Origin of the sequence: Streptomyces sp. SID4985 (assembly GCF_009863025.1) — a bacterium.
Taxonomy (GTDB): domain Bacteria; phylum Actinomycetota; class Actinomycetes; order Streptomycetales; family Streptomycetaceae; genus Streptomyces.
Window position 1 is genome coordinate 1 of the sequence record NZ_WWIR01000229.1, and the last position, 15,952, is coordinate 15,952.

General features: G+C 72.7%; 15 protein-coding genes. 12 read left to right on the forward strand and 3 right to left on the reverse strand.

Going from position 1 to position 15,952, the window contains the following annotated elements; all coding sequences use genetic code 11:
• A partial coding sequence (locus GTW40_RS09350) for a DUF2690 domain-containing protein (protein WP_161179701.1) occupies positions 1-539 on the forward strand: 539 nt, incomplete at its 5' end.
• 394 nt (positions 540-933) lie between these two features.
• Positions 934-1,923, forward strand: a complete 990-nt coding sequence (locus tag GTW40_RS09355) for a malate dehydrogenase (protein ID WP_161179702.1) — start codon at positions 934-936, stop codon at positions 1,921-1,923.
• A 65-nt stretch (positions 1,924-1,988) separates the two neighbouring features.
• Here GTW40_RS09355 and GTW40_RS09360 read toward each other — a convergent pair whose 3' ends face one another.
• Positions 1,989-2,675, reverse strand: coding sequence for a siderophore-interacting protein (locus tag GTW40_RS09360; RefSeq protein WP_161179703.1), 687 nt, complete (start codon positions 2,673-2,675; stop codon positions 1,989-1,991).
• Positions 2,676-3,018: 343 nt separating this feature from the next.
• Between GTW40_RS09360 and GTW40_RS09365 the strand changes: the two genes are divergently transcribed.
• From GTW40_RS09365 to GTW40_RS09410, 10 genes are all read left to right on the forward strand, one after another.
• Positions 3,019-4,764, forward strand: a complete 1,746-nt coding sequence (locus GTW40_RS09365) for a hypothetical protein (RefSeq protein WP_161179704.1) — start codon at positions 3,019-3,021, stop codon at positions 4,762-4,764.
• A gap of 68 nt (positions 4,765-4,832) precedes the next feature.
• Positions 4,833-5,189 carry a hypothetical protein gene (locus GTW40_RS09370; protein WP_161179705.1) on the forward strand — a complete coding sequence of 119 codons (357 nt, stop codon included), beginning with the start codon at positions 4,833-4,835 and terminating at the stop codon, positions 5,187-5,189.
• A 672-nt stretch (positions 5,190-5,861) separates the two neighbouring features.
• Complete coding sequence (locus GTW40_RS09375; RefSeq protein WP_161179706.1) at positions 5,862-6,662, forward strand: hypothetical protein; 801 nt, start codon at positions 5,862-5,864, stop codon at positions 6,660-6,662.
• A 177-nt stretch (positions 6,663-6,839) separates the two neighbouring features.
• The gene (locus tag GTW40_RS09380; RefSeq protein WP_161179707.1) at positions 6,840-8,360 is read left to right on the forward strand and encodes an aldehyde dehydrogenase family protein; all 1,521 of its coding nucleotides are present in this window, start codon (positions 6,840-6,842) and stop codon (positions 8,358-8,360) included.
• A 62-nt stretch (positions 8,361-8,422) separates the two neighbouring features.
• Positions 8,423-9,955 (forward strand): GMC oxidoreductase, encoded by a 1,533-nt coding sequence (locus tag GTW40_RS09385; RefSeq protein WP_161179708.1) that lies wholly within the window; start codon positions 8,423-8,425, stop codon positions 9,953-9,955.
• Positions 9,952-11,163 carry a glycine betaine/L-proline ABC transporter ATP-binding protein gene (locus GTW40_RS09390; RefSeq protein WP_161179709.1) on the forward strand — a complete coding sequence of 404 codons (1,212 nt, stop codon included), beginning with the start codon at positions 9,952-9,954 and terminating at the stop codon, positions 11,161-11,163. Before GTW40_RS09385 ends, GTW40_RS09390 begins: the two co-directional genes overlap by 4 nt.
• Positions 11,163-13,109 (forward strand): ABC transporter permease subunit, encoded by a 1,947-nt coding sequence (locus GTW40_RS09395; protein WP_202485637.1) that lies wholly within the window; start codon positions 11,163-11,165, stop codon positions 13,107-13,109. The genes GTW40_RS09390 and GTW40_RS09395 overlap by 1 nt, the downstream gene beginning before the upstream one ends.
• 1 nt (position 13,110) lies before the next feature.
• Entirely contained in the window at positions 13,111-14,073 is a 963-nt protein-coding gene (locus GTW40_RS09400; protein WP_161179710.1) for an ABC transporter substrate-binding protein, read from the forward strand.
• A 105-nt stretch (positions 14,074-14,178) separates the two neighbouring features.
• Positions 14,179-14,661, forward strand: coding sequence for a gamma-glutamylcyclotransferase family protein (locus tag GTW40_RS09405; RefSeq protein ID WP_161179711.1), 483 nt, complete (start codon positions 14,179-14,181; stop codon positions 14,659-14,661).
• Positions 14,662-14,668: 7 nt separating this feature from the next.
• The gene (locus GTW40_RS09410; protein WP_202485638.1) at positions 14,669-15,142 is read left to right on the forward strand and encodes a hypothetical protein; all 474 of its coding nucleotides are present in this window, start codon (positions 14,669-14,671) and stop codon (positions 15,140-15,142) included.
• Between the two features lie 24 nt (positions 15,143-15,166).
• Here the strand turns inward: GTW40_RS09410 and GTW40_RS09415 are convergent, their stop codons facing one another.
• Both GTW40_RS09415 and GTW40_RS09420 read right to left on the reverse strand, forming a co-directional pair.
• Positions 15,167-15,568: a hypothetical protein gene (locus GTW40_RS09415; protein WP_202485639.1), complete on the reverse strand. Its 402-nt coding sequence runs from the start codon at positions 15,566-15,568 to the stop codon at positions 15,167-15,169.
• A 32-nt stretch (positions 15,569-15,600) separates the two neighbouring features.
• Positions 15,601-15,952 (reverse strand): carboxymuconolactone decarboxylase family protein (locus GTW40_RS09420; protein ID WP_161179712.1); only part of this gene is annotated, 352 nt, incomplete at its 5' end.

Genomic DNA, 15,952 nt, shown 5'->3' on the forward strand with positions numbered 1-15,952 from the left:
ACCGCGATGCCGCGACGCCCGAGGACACCGGCCGTGCCCGGCGTACGACGCTCTTCGCCGCCGGGGCCGCCGTCGTCCTGGTCGTCATCGGGGCGGTCCTGCTGTTCACCGGGCGGGACACCGGCGGCGACCGGCCCGACGCCGCCGCCCACAACTCGCCCTCGGCGGGGGCCAGTACGCCGCAGGCGCCGCTGCCGTCGGGCGTGCGGTGCGCCGGGGCCTCCTGTGCCGGGAAGGACGCCGAGGCCATGGGCTGCAGCGGGGGCCGGGTGGCGACGGTGAGCAACGCGGTCGTCGGGGCCGTCAGGCTGGAGGTGCGCTACAGCCGGATCTGCGGTGCGGCGTGGGGGCGTATCACCGGGGCGGCGCCGGGGGACCAGGTGCGCGTGCTCGTCGGCGGCACCCGGCCGGGCGCGGTCACCAGGGCCGGGGAGACCATCGCGTACACCCCCATGGTGGCCGTGGAGAAGGCGTCCGGTGTCCGGGCCTGCGCGACCCTGGCGGCCGGGCGGACGGCCTGCACGAACCCGGCGAAGTAGGTGGAGGGGCCGCGCGTTCCGAAGGAATTCCGGCTCACCCGGCATGGCTCGCCGGAACCCGGGCACTCGCACGAGTACCCCCCCACGGGAGACCGGTGACGGCCGGTACCCCCGCCGGCGGCCGCCTTCGTCTACCTCTCCCGGACGGGCGGCCGCCTCAAACGTCTCGGGGGCGAGACGGTCACAGAGCCGTTCCGGCGCCGGGCGGCTTTGGCCCGGCTCCGGGCCAACTCTGGGCCGGGGAAACCGCCCTGTGGGGTGAGCCACAGGGCCCCGGCCGTCCGGGATGCCGGATGCGCGATAGCCTGACCGCTGGATCTCTCTTGACGCCAAGAGATCGATCATCCACCCGGGGCAGGGACGCCCCACCGCCAGCTGTCATACGGAGAACGCCATGACCCGCACTCCCGTGAACGTCACCGTCACCGGCGCGGCCGGCCAGATCGGTTACGCCCTGCTCTTCCGCATCGCCTCCGGGCAGCTGCTCGGCGCGGACGTGCCGGTCAACCTGCGCCTGCTGGAGATCACCCCGGCGCTGAAGGCGGCCGAGGGCACGGCCATGGAGCTGGACGACTGCGCGTTCCCGCTGCTGAGCGGCATCGAGATCACCGACGACCCGAACGTGGCCTTCGACGGCGCCAACGTCGCCCTCCTCGTCGGCGCCCGCCCCCGCACCAAGGGCATGGAGCGCGGCGACCTGCTGGAGGCCAACGGCGGCATCTTCAAGCCGCAGGGCAAGGCCATCAACGACCACGCCGCGGACGACATCAAGGTCCTCGTCGTCGGCAACCCGGCCAACACCAACGCCCTGATCGCCCAGGCCGCCGCCCCGGACGTACCGGCCGAGCGGTTCACCGCGATGACCCGCCTCGACCACAACCGCGCGCTGACCCAGCTCGCGAAGAAGACGGGCGTGCCGGTCTCCGAGATCAAGCGCCTGACGATCTGGGGCAACCACTCCGCCACCCAGTACCCGGACATCTTCCACGCCACGGTCGCGGGCAAGAACGCCGCCGAGGTCGTCAACGACGAGCAGTGGCTGGCCGACGACTTCATCCCGACCGTCGCCAAGCGCGGTGCCGCGATCATCGAGGCCCGTGGCGCCTCCTCGGCCGCCTCCGCCGCCAACGCCGCCATCGACCACGTGTACACGTGGGTCAACGGCACCGCCGAGGGCAACTGGACCTCCATGGGCATCCCGTCGGACGGCTCCTACGGCGTCCCGGAGGGCCTCATCTCGTCCTTCCCGGTCACCACCAAGGACGGCCAGTACGAGATCGTCCAGGGCCTGGACATCAACGAGTTCTCCCGCGCCCGCATCGACGCCTCGGTGCAGGAGCTGGCGGAGGAGCGCGACGCGGTCCGCGCCCTCGGCCTCATCTGAGCCGTACCCGTGAGCTGAGGGGCCTCTCCGGTCGTACCGGAGGGGCCCCTTCGCCTGTACGACGGCTACTCCATGCCCCGCTTGCCCGGCGTCCAGAACGGCTTCGTCAGCACCGAGCGCCGGTCCCAGCCCGCGTCCCGCAGCACATGCCGTACCGCCTGCACGGTGCGCGCCTCACCGGCGACGTACGCCACTCCGCCGGGCGCGGGGGACAGTCGGCCCACCGCCTCGGCCAGCGGGATCTCGCCGCGCAGCACCCAGTCGATCCGGCCCGCGTGGGCCAGCGGCAGCCGGTCGCCCACCGTGTCCGTCTCCACGCAGCCCGAGACCCGCGCCCCGGTGGGCAGCGCGGCGAGCATCGCGCCGAAGGCGACGGACGCGGTCTCGTCGCCGACGAAGACATGGTGCGCGGCGTCCGCGCGCAGCGTGAACGAGCCCTCCGGCTTGCCGAGCCGCACCTCGGCGCCGACCGCCGCCTCGCGGGCCCATCGCGCGCCCGGACCGTCGCCGGGGTGGTCGAGGACGCACAACTCCAGGGCGCCGGTGGGCTCGTAGCGCCACACCGAGTACGTGCGGCGGGTCAGCGCCGTGCCCACCAGAACCCGCACCTGCTGACCCGGCAGCACCTCCAGACCGGCCAGCGCCTCGCCCTCGATGCGCAGGCGCCGCATCCGGGAGGTGAACCGTTCCACGGCGGTGACGGTGCCCCGGAGCATCAGCAGATCGAGTACGGGATTCAGCAGCGCGGCCATGCACGCCTCCTTGAAGTGCGACAACTCGGCAGAAACGAAACCGAGTTGATCATCGGTGGGGGGTGGAGGGCGATGCTACGCGCCCTCGTTCCGGCGCCGTCGCCGGGAGGGGTCGCTTCGGCCGCCGTGGCCCGCGACCGCCAGGGCCGTCACCGTCGGCCGCGCCCGGTCCGACCGACCTCATCCGCCTTTCGGAGCACCCGACTTGACCCCGCTTCACAGGCTCCACACACGCGCCCGGCGGCAAAACGGGTGCCGTCGTCCCGGCCGCACCTCTATCCTCGGGGTCCGTCCGTCGGCCCACTGACACGGGCCGCGCGTCACCACTTTTCGGGGGAGTGGCATGAGCGCCGCACAGGTGCCGGAGCAGAGCCGGACCACGTCCGCGGAGGCGCCGCCCGCGCTTCCGGGTACGCCGCCGTACGCCAGCGAGGCCACCCGGCTGCTGTGCGCGGGCGTGTATCTGGACTCCGGCTACCGCGACCGCGTCATCGAGGAACTCCACGTCAACGAACAGCGCTTCGTGGCGCCGTCGTTCGGCTTCGACGCGGCGCGGGTCCTCGCCCACGCGCTGCGGGCCCGGCGGCTCGAACTGCTGTGGGCCGGGGCGATCATCGGACTGTGGCTGGTGGGGATGCCGCTCAGCGGCGGGCTGCTCGCGCTCGCCCTGTGGCCCAGCATCATGCTCGCGGCCGCCCCGGCGATCCGCGGCAGGGCCGCGCAGCCGCCGCTGTACCGCCTGGCCGTCGCGTTCCTCGTCCGCTGGTCGGGCCGTCTGTACTTCGCGGTGCTGCTCGGCCTCACGGTCGCCGCCGCGTTCGGCGCGGGGATGGACGACGAGCCGTCCTACCGCTCCTACGACCCGTACGACCCCTATGGTTCCTCGGGCTCCTCCGGCGACTTCCTCGACGTGCTGACCACGGCCGTCAAGCCCCTGCAGGCGTGGCTCACGCTCTTCGTGCTCGCGCTCATCGCGGGCTGCGTACACCTCCAGCGCACCCAGCTCAGCCGGGCGCTCGCCGCCGAACTCTCCCCGCAGCGCTTCGCGGACGCCGCGGGCGACCCCGCCGAGCGGACCGGGAACCCGCGCCTCCAGCGGATCAGGCAGCGCATCCGCCTTGAGCAGCACGCGCCGCTGGTCCTGTACAACGAGGCCCGTCCCTTCTGCGGGGCCGGAGCGGCGTACGACACCTGGGTCCTCGCCGTGGAGCTGAAGCCGGACGAGCTGAAGAAGCGGCAGCCGCTCAGCAACCGCGCGATCCTCGACAAGATCCGGCCGCTGCTCGAACAGCTGCGGATCCCCGCGGAGTACGCGGGCCCCGCGGTGCGTGACCGGCTGCGGCGGATGGAGGTCGACGAGTGCGTGTTCCTCCCCGCGGAGGGACTGCTCACCCGTGACCAGGCGCCGTACACCGAGCAGGCCTTCGAGGAGCACCGGGCGCACGCGGTCGAGGAGGGCGCCGAGAAGCGGCGGCACTTCCTGCGGGTGCGCGTCGGCGGCTGGGAGGAGGAGCTGGTCGTCACGGTCTTCGTGCGCGTGCACACCCAGGGCCGGATGCTGGTGCTGGAGATCGCCCCGCACGTGCTGACGCCGGTGCGCGAGGAGTTCAAGGACGCCGACCGTACGGCCCACCGGTTCCGCAACAACAACGCGTTCGGCAAGGCCGCCACCGCCCTCGTCCTGATGCCGGGCTCGGCGGGCCGCGCGCTGGCCCAGCTCGGCCGGGGCCTGGTGTACGTCTGGCGGCTGCTGACCGGCGGCCACTCGGGCGCCCTGCCCGACGGCCCCGCCCTCTCCGTGCGCGAACTCGGCTCCCGGCCCGACGGTTCGCTCTTCCAGGAGATGGACGTGGCCCGCTACCTCAAGGTCGTGCAGGACCGTGTCGCGGGCGGGGTGCGCTCCGCGCTCGCCGAATCCGGTTACGAGACCGGCGAGTTCGTCCAGAAGGTCGTCAACATCAGCAACGGCGACGTCAATATCGGCCGCGTGGAAGGCAGCACGTTCGCCGTCGGCAGCCACGCGTCCGCCTCCGGCGCGGCCGCGGGTGGTCCGGTGCCGAAGAAGGGAACCGACGGTCATGTCCGGTGACGAGCCCAGGGCCGGTTCCGGCGGCGCGCTCGCGGGTGGCCCGGTGTCGAAGAAGGGAATCCACAGCCATGTCCGGTGACGAGCCCAACGTGAGCTTCGGGGACGTGTCGCACAGCACGTTCGCCGTCGGCAGCCACGCCCACGCCGAGAGTCATCACCACGCCGGGGGCGTCTCGCCCGACCCCGCGACCGAGGAACTCCTCGCCGCTGTCCGTGAGTTGCGTGCCGACCTGGCCCGTGTCCGCGCCGACGACCGCACCGCCGCGCTGGACGCCGAGCTCGCCGACACCGAGTCCGAGATCACCCGCACCGGCCAGGCCGCCCCGACCCGCCGCGAGCGCCTCCGGGAACTCCTCACCGACTCCCAGGCCCTCATGAGCGTGCTCGCCTCGGCCGGCGCCCTCGCCGGGCTCCTGGGAATCTGACCGCGCGAAGGGGAGGGGGCCGCGATGAGCGGGGGACACCGGTACTGGAACGAGGACACCCAGCGGTGGGAGGACGCCACGGGGGAGTCCCCGACGGCACCCACGCCACCACCACCGCCCCGCCCGGACCGGGCACCGGAGGTGGCGGGAGCCGACGCGGCGGGACCCGGTACGGCAGGGCCCGACACGGCAGGCGGTGACACGGCACCGGCGCCGACCTCCGTGTGGCCTCCGGCGGCCGGCCAGGAGACATGGCCTCCGGCGCCGAGCCAGGGGAAGTGGCCGCCGTCGGCGGGACGGGCGACGTGGCCTCCGGGGGCGTCGGAGTCCCGGGCCGGGAGGTCGTCCGACGGCGCCGACGCGGAGACCCCGGCCGAGTCGTCGGCAGGCAGCACCGGCGGGGCGGCGCACGCCGAGCCGGTGGACGGCGTCCGGGGTGGGGGAGCCCTGGCCGAGAACTCTCCCGACAGACCTGGTCCGGCGCTCCCGGACGGCTTCGCGGCGAAGCGTGCCGGTGAGGGTTCCCCGGCGGAGCCTTCGCCCCACGGTGATGGCGCGGAACCCCCGGAGGGCACCGCGTCGAACCGGCCCGCTCCCGCCTGGCCCCCCGCCGAAGCCCCGACCCACCCCTCCGTCCACCACCCCGACGCCGGGCTCCCCACCGAGACCTCCGTGAGTGCACCCGGCACCCCGTACCCGCCGAGCGGCCGGCCCGCCGACAGCGGCTGGCCGCCCCGCGACGATCACCCCGACCACGCTGACGACCCCCACACCACCCGCGCCCGGCGCCTCTGGCCCGTGCTCGCCGCTGCCGCCGTCGTAGGGGTGGCCGTCGGTTTCGCGCTGGTCTTCGTGCTCGGCGGGGACGGGGCCGGTGGGCGTCGGAGCACGGCTCAGGGCAGCTCCAGCTCGGCCCCGGCGCCGACCGGGACCACCGAGTCGGCCGCGACCGCGAGCCCCTCGCCGTCGGCCCCCCAGCCCCCCGAGGGATACGACGTCCGCGAGGACGACGAGGGCTTCCGGATCGCCGTGCCGGAGCGCTGGGCGCGGAGCACCGCCCCCTCGACGTACGGCATCGCCGTGGTCAACTACCGCAGCCCGGACCGTAGTCACCGGATTCAGGTGTACCAGGTCGCGGAGCAGTCCCCGGACGCCTCGTTCGAGCTGTATCTGTCGGCGGAGACCCGCAAGCCGAACGGGTTCGAGAAGCTGTCGCTGCGGAACATGGACGAGGGCGACTTCACCGGCTCGCGGCTGGAGTATCTGGCCGACACCATCCGGGGTGAGCCCGAGGTCGGGACCTGGCATGTGCTGGACGAGCGGTTCGTCGCGGCGGACGGAAGGATCTACGCGGTGGCGGTGTACGGCCCCGACACCGACGGCCGGGCCGACGAGCTGGAGCTGCTCACCACGGCGCTGAGCTGGTTCTGCCCGCCCGGCACCAGCTGTGACGCGGCACCGTCAGAGGGCTGACCCCGCCACACCGTGGCCCCTTTGTCCGTATTTCCTCCGTGATTTCAGTGACCCGGCCCACTTTCCCCCGCCGAACGCGCATGTGTGCCGCCGGGCAAGGGCATGCGGTCCCGGTCCTTGGACGTGGCACCTCTGTCACGCAGGGGCGCTGAACAGGAACGGAAGGCAATACCGATCATGGCGGACAGAACGGAACGACCGGCCGAGGCGACCATCCACGCCGGAGGCGAGTGGCTCGACGCGGCCTCCGGCGCGACACGCGAGATCCTGGACCCCGCGGACGCCCGGCCCTTCGCCGTGGTCGCGGAGGGCGGCGAGAAGGACGCGGACCGGGCGATCGCCGCCGCCCGGCAGGCGTTCGACCACGGCCCCTGGCCGCACACCCCCGTCGCCGAGCGCGCCGCCCTGCTGCGCCGCGTGGCGGGCCTCCTCGTACGGGACCGCGAGGCGCTCGGCCTGCTGGAGAGCCGGGACGCGGGCAAGACCCTCGAAGAGGGCCGCGTCGACATCGACTGCGTCGCCGACGCCTTCCGCTACTTCGCGGACCTGGTCGCCGCCGAGGCCCCCGGCCGGGTGGTCGACGCGGGGTCGCCCGACATCCACAGCGTGGTCGTGCACGAGCCGGTCGGCGTCTGCTCCCTGATCACCCCCTGGAACTACCCCCTGCTCCAGGCCAGTTGGAAGATCGCCCCCGCGCTCGCCGCAGGCAACACCTTCGTGATCAAGCCGAGCGAGATCACCCCGCTGACGACGGTCGAGCTGATCGAACTGCTCACCGAGGCCGGACTCCCCGATGGCGTCGCGAACCTCGTCACCGGCCCCGGCCACACCGTCGGCGCCCGCATGGCCGAGCACCCCGACGTCGACCTGGTCTCCTTCACCGGCGGCCTGGTCAGCGGCGTCAAGGTCGCCCAGGCCGCCGCGCCCACTGTGAAGAAGGTCGCCCTCGAACTCGGCGGCAAGAACCCCAACGTGGTCTTCGCGGACGCCTGCGCCACCGAGGAGGGCTTCGACACCGCCGTCGACCAGGCCCTCAACGCCGCGTTCATTCACAGCGGCCAGGTCTGCTCGGCCGGCGGGCGCCTCATCGTCGAGGAGTCCGTCCGCGACCGCTTCGTCGCCGAACTCGCGCGCCGCGCCCGGAAGATCAGGCTCGGCCGCGGCACCGCGCCCGGCGTCGAGTGCGGCCCCCTCGTCTCCGAGCAGCAGCGCGCCAAGACCGAGGACTTCGTCGCCTCCGCGCTCGCCGAGGGCGCGCGCCTGGCCTGCGGCGGCAAGCGCCCCGAGCCGACCGAGGACCGCCCCGAGTCCGGCTATTTCTACGAGCCGACCGTCCTCGACCACTGCCACCGCGAGATGCGCGTCGTGCGCGAGGAGGTCTTCGGACCCGTCCTCACCGTCGAGACCTTCCGCACCGAGGACGAGGCGGTCGTCCTCGCCAACGACACCGAGTACGGCCTCGCGGGCGCCGTCTGGACCGCCGACCCCGGCCGCGCCCGGCGCGTCGCCGCCCGGCTGCGGCACGGCACCGTGTGGATCAACGACTTCCACCCCTACCTCCCGCAGGCGGAGTGGGGCGGCTTCGGCAGGAGCGGCACCGGCCGCGAGCTGGGCCCCGCCGGACTCGCCGAGTACCGCGAGACCAAGCACGTCTACCAGAACCTCGCGCCCCGCCCGGTGCGCTGGTTCACGGGCTGACCCCCACAGCCCCCTCAAGACCACCTCGTACGACCTCCCTGCCCCCCAGGAGCACTCTCCCCATGCCCGAACACACCCACGAGTACGACTACGTCGTCATCGGCGGCGGCACCGCGGGCTCCGTCATCGCCTCCCGCCTCACCGAGAACCCCGACGTCACGGTCGCCGTCATCGAGGGCGGCCCGAGCGACGTCGACCGCGACGACGTGCTGACCCTGCGCCGCTGGATGGGCCTGCTCGGCGGCGACCTCGACTACGACTACCCGACCACCGAACAGCCGCGCGGCAACTCCCACATCCGGCACAGCCGCGCCCGCGTCCTCGGCGGCTGTTCCTCGCACAACACCCTGATCTCCTTCAAGCCGCTCCCGTCCGACTGGGACGAGTGGGAGCGGGCCGGGGCCAAGGGCTGGGGCGCGGTCCCGATGGAGGCGTACTTCGCCCGGCTGAAGAACAACATCGTCCCGGTGGACGAGAAGGACCGCAATGCCATCGCCCGCGACTTCGTCGACGCCGCGCAGGCCGCGCTGGACGTGCCGCGCGTCGAGGGCTTCAACAAGAAGCCGTTCACCGAGGGCGTCGGCTTCTTCGACCTCGCCTACCACCCGGAGAACAACAAGCGCTCCTCCGCCTCCGTGGCGTACCTCCACCCGGTGATGGACGAGCGTCCCAACCTCCACCTCTTCCTGGAGACCTGGGCGTACCGGCTGGAGCTGGACGGCACCCGTGCCGAGGGCGTCCACGTGCGCACCAAGGACGGCCAGGAGCTGCTGATCAAGGCGCGGAACGAGGTGATCCTCAGCGCGGGCGCCGTAGACACCCCGCGCCTGCTGCTGCACTCCGGCATCGGCCCCAGGGCCCAGCTCGAAGCCCTCGGCATCCCGGTCGTCCACGACCTGCCCGGCGTCGGCGAGAACCTGCTCGACCACCCCGAGTCGGTCATCGTCTGGGAGACCGACGGGCCGATCCCGGAGAACTCCGCGATGGACTCCGACGCGGGCCTGTTCGTCCGCCGCGACCCCCGACACGCGGGCCCGGACCTGATGTTCCACTTCTACCAGGTCCCGTTCACCGACAACCCGGAGCGACTGGGCTACGAGCGGCCCGAGTTCGGCGTCTCGATGACCCCGAACATCCCCAAGCCCCGCAGTCGCGGCCGTCTTTACCTGACCAGCGCCGACCCGGCCGTGAAGCCCGCGCTCGACTTCCGCTACTTCACCGACGAGGACGACTACGACGCCCGGACCCTGGTCGACGGCATCCGCATCGCCCGCGAGATAGCGAAGACCGAGCCGCTGGCGCACTGGCTCAAGCGCGAGGTCTGCCCCGGCCCCGAGGTCCAGGACGACGAGGCGCTGAGCGAGTACGCCCGCAAGGTCGCCCACACCGTCTACCACCCGGCGGGGACCTGCAAGATGGGCGCCGCCGACGACGAAACGGCCGTGGTGGACCCCGAGTTGCGCATCCGTGGCCTCGATGGCGTCCGCATCGCCGACGCCTCGGTCTTTCCGACGATGACGGCGGTGAACCCGATGATCGGAGTACTCATGGTCGGTGAGAAGGCCGTCGAGCTGATCGGTGGTGATGCCCGATGACGCTCACCGTGCCGACCCGCAAGCCGCCCACCTCTCCTTCCGGCGCCGAGCCCGTCTTCTCTGTGGACGGCCTGTGGAAGGTGTTCGGACCCAAGCCCGAACGCGTCCCCGCCGAACCGGAGTTGGCAGCCCTGTCCCCGGCCGGACTGCGCGCCCGCACCGGCTGCACCGCCGCCGTCCGCGACGTCTCCTTCGACGTCCGCAAGGGCGAGGTCTTCGTCGTCATGGGCCTGTCCGGCTCCGGCAAGTCCACCCTCGTGCGCTGCCTGACCCGGCTCATCGAGCCCACCGCGGGCACCATCGCCATCGACGGCGAGGACGTCCGCGCCATGGACCGCACCCGGCTGCGCGAACTGCGCCGCCACCGCGCCGCGATGGTCTTCCAGCACTTCGGCCTGCTGCCCCACCGCACCGTCCTCGACAACGTCGCCTACGGCCTGGAGATCCAGGGCATGGGCAAGTCCGAACGCCGGGAGAAGGCGGCCGAGTTCGTCGCCAAGGTCGGTCTCGCGGGCATGGAGAAGCGTCGTCCCGGCCAGCTCTCCGGCGGCCAGCGCCAGCGCGTCGGTCTCGCCCGCGCCCTCGCCGTCGACCCCGAAGTCCTGCTGTTCGACGAGCCGTTCAGTGCGCTCGACCCGCTGATCCGGCGCGACATGCAGGACGAGGTGGCCCGCCTGCACGAGGAGGAGGGCCGCACGATGGTGTTCATCACCCACGACCTCTCCGAGGCCCTCAAGCTCGGCGACCGCATCGCCCTGATGCGCGACGGCCGCGTGGTCCAGCTCGGCACCCCCGAGGAGATCGTCAACTCCCCGGCCGACGAGTACGTCCGCGAGTTCGTCCGCGACGTACCGCGCGAGCAGGTCGTCACCTGCCGTACCGCCATGCGGCCCGCCTCCGCCGACGAGGCGGGCAACGGCCCCGCCGTGCGCCCCGAGGCGCCGGTCGCGGAGGCCATCGAGGCCGTCGCCCGCGCGGGCGCCCCGGCCCGGGTGATGGACGCGGGACGGTGCATGGGCGTGGTCGACTCCGAGGCGCTGCTGAGCGTGGTGGCGGGGACGAACGGGACGGACATCGATGCCTCTGGTGAGCGCGCCGACTCGGTCGCGTCCGAGCGGAAGTCCGAGCCGGGGTCCGCCCCCGACGCGACGTCATCACCCCAACCCTCCGCCGCCCCCGACCCCGAGCGTGAGCCGGAGGCCGCCTGATGGCCACGATCACCGTCCCGGCCGCCGCCCGGCGCGCGCTCCCCGGTGCCCTCGGATCCCGCCCCGCCGCCAAGCTGCTCGTGCTCGCCGTCGCCGCCGCCGTCCTCGTCCCCCTGCTCAGCTCCCGCTGGGGCAGCGGGAGCTGGCCGCATGCGCTGACCGTGAGCCTGGTGAAGCCGCTCGGCGCCGCCAGCGACTGGGTCATCGACAACCGGGACAGCCACCCGCTGTTCCTCTACTTCCTCGGCCACATCAGCAACGCGGTCGTCCTCGCCGTACGCGGCGTCTACCTCACCCTGCTCGCCGCCGGATGGCCCGGCGTCACCGTGCTCGGCGCCCTGGTCGCCTGGCGGGTGGCCGGGGTACGGCTCGCCGTCGGCACGGCCGTCGCGTTCCTCGCCTGCGGCGCGCTCGGCATGTGGGTGCCGACCATGCAGACGCTCGCGCTGATGGTGGTCGCCGTGCTCGCCTCGGTCGCCGTCGGCGCGCTGCTCGGCCTCGGCGCCGGGCTCTCCGACCGGCTCGACCGCGCCCTGCGCCCGGTCCTCGACACCATGCAGGTGCTCCCGGCCTTCGCCTACCTCCTGCCCGTGGTGCTGGTCTTCGGTATCGGCGTGCCCGCCGCCGTCCTCGCCACCGTGGTCTACGCCGCCCCGCCCATGGCCCGCCTCACCGCGCTCGGCCTGCGCGGCGCCGACCCCGAGGTGCTGGAGGCCGTACGCTCGCTCGGCGCCACCTCCCGGCAGCGGCTGCTGACCGCGCGCCTCCCGCTGGCCCGCAAGGAACTCCTGCTCGGCCTCAACCAGACGATCATGATGGCGCTCTCCATGGCCGTCATCTCCTCCGTCATCGGCGCGGGCGGCCTCGGCGACCGCGTCTACCAGGCGCTCGCCTCCGTCGACGTGGGGGCGGCTCTCGCCGCCGGCATCCCGATCGTCCTGCTCGCCGTAGTCCTGGACCGCGTGACCGCCGCGGCGGGTCGCGCGACCGAGGGCACCGACCGCCCCCGCACCCAGTGGCTGTACGCCCTCGGCGCCACCGTCGCCGTCGCCGTCCTCGCGCGGCTGCTCGGCCGCGCCGACTGGCCCGGCGGCCTGACCCTCGACATCGCCAAGCCCGTCAACGACGCCGTCAACTGGATGACCGCGCACCTCTACTCCGGCGTCCCCGTCGTCGGCGGCACCGCAGACTGGGCGGGCCACTTCACCACGTGGATGCTGGACCCGCTGCGCGACGGCCTGCGCGCGCTGCCCTGGTGGGCGGTGCTGCTCGTGGTGGCCGCGCTCGCCTGGCTGATCGGCACCTGGCGCACCGCCCTGACCGCCGTCCTCGCCATGGCCGCGATCGGCGTGCTCGGCGTGTGGGACTCCTCGCTCGACACCCTCTCCCAGGTGCTGGCCGCCGTCGCCGTCACCCTGGTCCTCGGCATCGCCACCGGCATCGCGGCCGCGCGCAGCGAGCGCGTGGAGCGGGTGCTGCGCCCGGTCCTGGACGTGTTCCAGACCATGCCGCAGTTCGTGTACCTGATCCCGGTCGTCGCCCTGTTCGGCGTCGGCCGCGCGCCCGCCGTCGTCGCCGCCGTGGTCTACGCCCTCCCGGCCGTCGTCCGCATCACCGCGCAGGGCCTGCGCCAGGTCGACCCGGCCGCGCTGGAGTCGGCCCGCTCGCTCGGCGCGACCGGCCGCCAACAGCTCTGGCAGGTCCAGCTCCCGCTCGCCCGCCGCTCGCTGCTGCTCGCCGTCAACCAGGGCGTCGTCCTGGTCCTCGCCGTCGTCATCATCGGCGGCCTGGTCGGCGCGGGCGCGCTCGGCTACGACGTCGCGTTCGGCCTCGCGCAGGGCGACCTCGCGACGGGCCTGGTCGCCGGTGCCGCCATCGTCTGCCTCGGCCTGATGCTCGACCGGGTGACCCAGCCGACGGAGCGCGGCGCGAAGAAGGGAGCGTGAGATGCGTATCCGTACGACTGTGGGTGTGACTCTCGCCGGAGCCTCGGCGCTCGCTCTGCTCACCGGCTGCGGCGCGGCCGACATGACCAAGCAGGCCAGCCCGTTCGCCAACGCGGGCGGCCCGAAGAGCCTCACCCTCTCCGTGCAGTCCTGGGTGGGCGCGCAGTCCAACGTGGCCGTCGCGCAATACGTCCTCGAACACAAGCTGGGCTACCACGTCGACACCGTCCAGGTGGACGAGATCCCCGCCTGGGACGCCCTCAGCCAGGGCCGCGTCGACGCCCTCCTGGAGGACTGGAGCCACCCCGACCAGGAGAAGCGGTACGTCGACGACAAGAAGACGGTGACGCCCGCCGGGGAATTGGGCGTGACCGGTCACATCGGCTGGTACGTCCCCACGTACTTCGCCAAGCAGCACCCGGACGTCACGAACTGGAAGAACCTCAACAAGTACGCGTCCCTCTTCCGCACCCCCGAGAGCGGCGGCAAGGGCCAGCTCATGGACGGCTCCCCGGCCTACGTCACCCACGACAAGGCCCTCGTGAAGAACCTGAAGCTCGACTACCAGGTCGTCTTCGCGGGCTCCGAAGCCGCCCAGATCACCCAGATGAAACAGTTCGCCAAGGAGAAGAAGCCCTTCCTGACCTACTGGTACACCCCCCAGTGGCTCTTCAAGAAGGTCCCGATGACAGAGGTGAAGCTGCCCCCCTACAAGGAAGGCTGCGACTCCGCCCCCACGAAGATCACCTGCGCCTACCCCCACACCCCCCTCCGCAAATTCCTCAACACCGACTTCGCCAAGTCCGGCGGCAAGGCGGCGGCCTTCCTGAAGAACTTCAAGTGGACGACGGAGGACCAGAACGAGGTCTCCCTCCTGATCGCCGACCAGAAACTGAGCCCCGAGGAAGCGGCGAAGAAGTGGGTGGACACCCACCCGACCGTGTGGAAGCGCTGGCTCCCGTAACCACTCTCGTGACCAACAGACCGCCGGGCGACGGAGAGTGGGCCGCCGCCCGGCACCCAGCCCTACACTCCGTACGAGGACAAGCCGTCTCGAACGGAGAGTCACATGAGGGACACCATCCCGACGGGCTCGGACAGCGTGCCGGCGAACCGCCTCGCCGACGGTCCCGTCGCCCTGTTCGTCTACGGCACCCTCCAGTTCGAGGGCGTTCTCACCGGCCTCGTCGGCCGCGTCCCCGACCACAGGCCCGCGACCGCCCCCGGCTGGCGTGCCGCGGCTCTCGACGGCCGCGTGTACCCCGGCCTGGTCCCCGCTCCCGCTTCCGAGGCCCACGGTCTGCTGCTGACGGGCATGAGCGAACGGGAGTGGAGGATCCTCGACACCTTCGAAGACGATCAGTACGACCTGCGGCGCCTCGACCTGGCGTGCGGGTCCACCGCCTGGGCGTACGTGTGGCAGGGCGGCGACGTACGGGCGGAGGACTGGGACGCACGGGACTTCCAGGACCGCCACCTCCAGGACTACGCCGCACGGTGCGCGCGGATCGCCCCGGGGCTGGAAGCCAAGGCGTCCATCCGTAGGAGGTGAGCACGGTATGAGGATCGGGATCACCGGGCACCGCGGACTCGGTGCGGACGTAACGGCACAGGTCCGGGCTCTCCTGGCCGCCCGCGTCGAGGGCTACGACCCGGCCGACCTGGTCGGCGTCTCGTGCATCGCCGACGGCCCCGACGCCTGGTTCGCCGAAGCCGTACTGGCGCGCGGCGGCCGACTCCAGGTGGTCGTTCCGGCCGCCGAGTACCGCGCGGGCCTCCCCGACTGGCACCACCCCGTCTACGACCGTCTCCTCGCCCACGCGGCCGACGTGCACCACACCGGCCTGGCCGAGTCGACCTCCGAGGCCCACCAGGCCGGGTCCGAGATCCTGGTCGGCCTGGTGGACGAGCTGATCGCCGTGTGGGACGGGAAACCGGCGCGGGGCTACGGAGGCACCGCCGACGTGGTGGCGTACGCCGAGCGGACCGGCGTTCCGGTCCGGGTGCTGTGGCCGGAGGGCGCCGCCCGGTGACGGGAGCGGAGGCCGGCCGCCCCCTTACGCGGGACCCTCGGGGCCGCGCCTGTCCTCCACGTGGACCACGTGCAGTTCGGTGCCGTCCCTGTCGCGCTGGGCGCGGCCGCAGAGGCCGACGGAGAGGTGGTCCTGGCCGCCGGGTTCGTCGGGGGTGACGTACGTGAGGACGTCCGGGTGGTGGCCGGTGACCACCCAGCCCTCGATGTCCTCGACCTCGATCACCCTGAAGTCTCCGGCGGGACCACCACCATGGACAGGGCCGAACACCCTGAGGATGTCGGTGGCCTGCGCGGCGAGGTCGTCCTCGGGGGCGGTCAGCACCACACAGGTGCCGTGCTCGAACAGCACCCACGACTTGCCGGGGTCGGTGAGAAGACGCTTCCAGGCGTCGATGAGTATGTCGCTCTCCACGGCGGTCATCATGCCGCAGAGAGCCCTAGGCGCACAGGGACGGGTTATTTGTGCTGGCCCGGGGTGTAGTGGCCCGGCACCATCCGCGTCGTCACCGCGAAGCGGTTCCACGCGTTGATCACGTTGATCGCGGCGATCAGCTGGGCGAGTTCGGCCTCCTCGAACTGCTTGGCGGCGCGCTCGTAGACCTCGTCCGGGACGAAGCCTCCCCCAGACTCCGTCCGGGAGGTGCCCCCAGTCAGGACCGTGACCGCCTCGGTGAGTTCGAGGGCGGCGGCTTCCTTCTCCGTGTAGAAGTGGCGGGACTCGTCCCAGGCGCTGAGCTGGACGATCCGTTCCACCGTCTCGCCCGCCGCGAGCGCGTCCTTGGTGTGCATGTCGAGGCAGAAGGCGCAG

Excerpts from the sequence above, each read along its gene's own strand:
- GTW40_RS09355 (WP_161179702.1), top strand. The coding sequence starts at position 934 with ATGACCCGCACTCCCGTGAACGTCACCGTCACCGGCGCGGCCGGCCAG.
- GTW40_RS09360 (WP_161179703.1), bottom strand. The coding sequence starts at position 2,675 with ATGGCCGCGCTGCTGAATCCCGTACTCGATCTGCTGATGCTCCGGGGC.
- GTW40_RS09365 (WP_161179704.1), top strand. The coding sequence starts at position 3,019 with ATGAGCGCCGCACAGGTGCCGGAGCAGAGCCGGACCACGTCCGCGGAG.
- GTW40_RS09370 (WP_161179705.1), top strand. The coding sequence starts at position 4,833 with ATGTCCGGTGACGAGCCCAACGTGAGCTTCGGGGACGTGTCGCACAGC.
- GTW40_RS09380 (WP_161179707.1), top strand. The coding sequence starts at position 6,840 with ATGGCGGACAGAACGGAACGACCGGCCGAGGCGACCATCCACGCCGGA.
- GTW40_RS09385 (WP_161179708.1), top strand. The coding sequence starts at position 8,423 with ATGCCCGAACACACCCACGAGTACGACTACGTCGTCATCGGCGGCGGC.
- GTW40_RS09390 (WP_161179709.1), top strand. The coding sequence starts at position 9,952 with ATGACGCTCACCGTGCCGACCCGCAAGCCGCCCACCTCTCCTTCCGGC.
- GTW40_RS09395 (WP_202485637.1), top strand. The coding sequence starts at position 11,163 with ATGGCCACGATCACCGTCCCGGCCGCCGCCCGGCGCGCGCTCCCCGGT.
- GTW40_RS09400 (WP_161179710.1), top strand. The coding sequence starts at position 13,111 with ATGCGTATCCGTACGACTGTGGGTGTGACTCTCGCCGGAGCCTCGGCG.
- GTW40_RS09405 (WP_161179711.1), top strand. The coding sequence starts at position 14,179 with ATGAGGGACACCATCCCGACGGGCTCGGACAGCGTGCCGGCGAACCGC.
- GTW40_RS09410 (WP_202485638.1), top strand. The coding sequence starts at position 14,669 with ATGAGGATCGGGATCACCGGGCACCGCGGACTCGGTGCGGACGTAACG.
- GTW40_RS09415 (WP_202485639.1), bottom strand. The coding sequence starts at position 15,568 with ATGATGACCGCCGTGGAGAGCGACATACTCATCGACGCCTGGAAGCGT.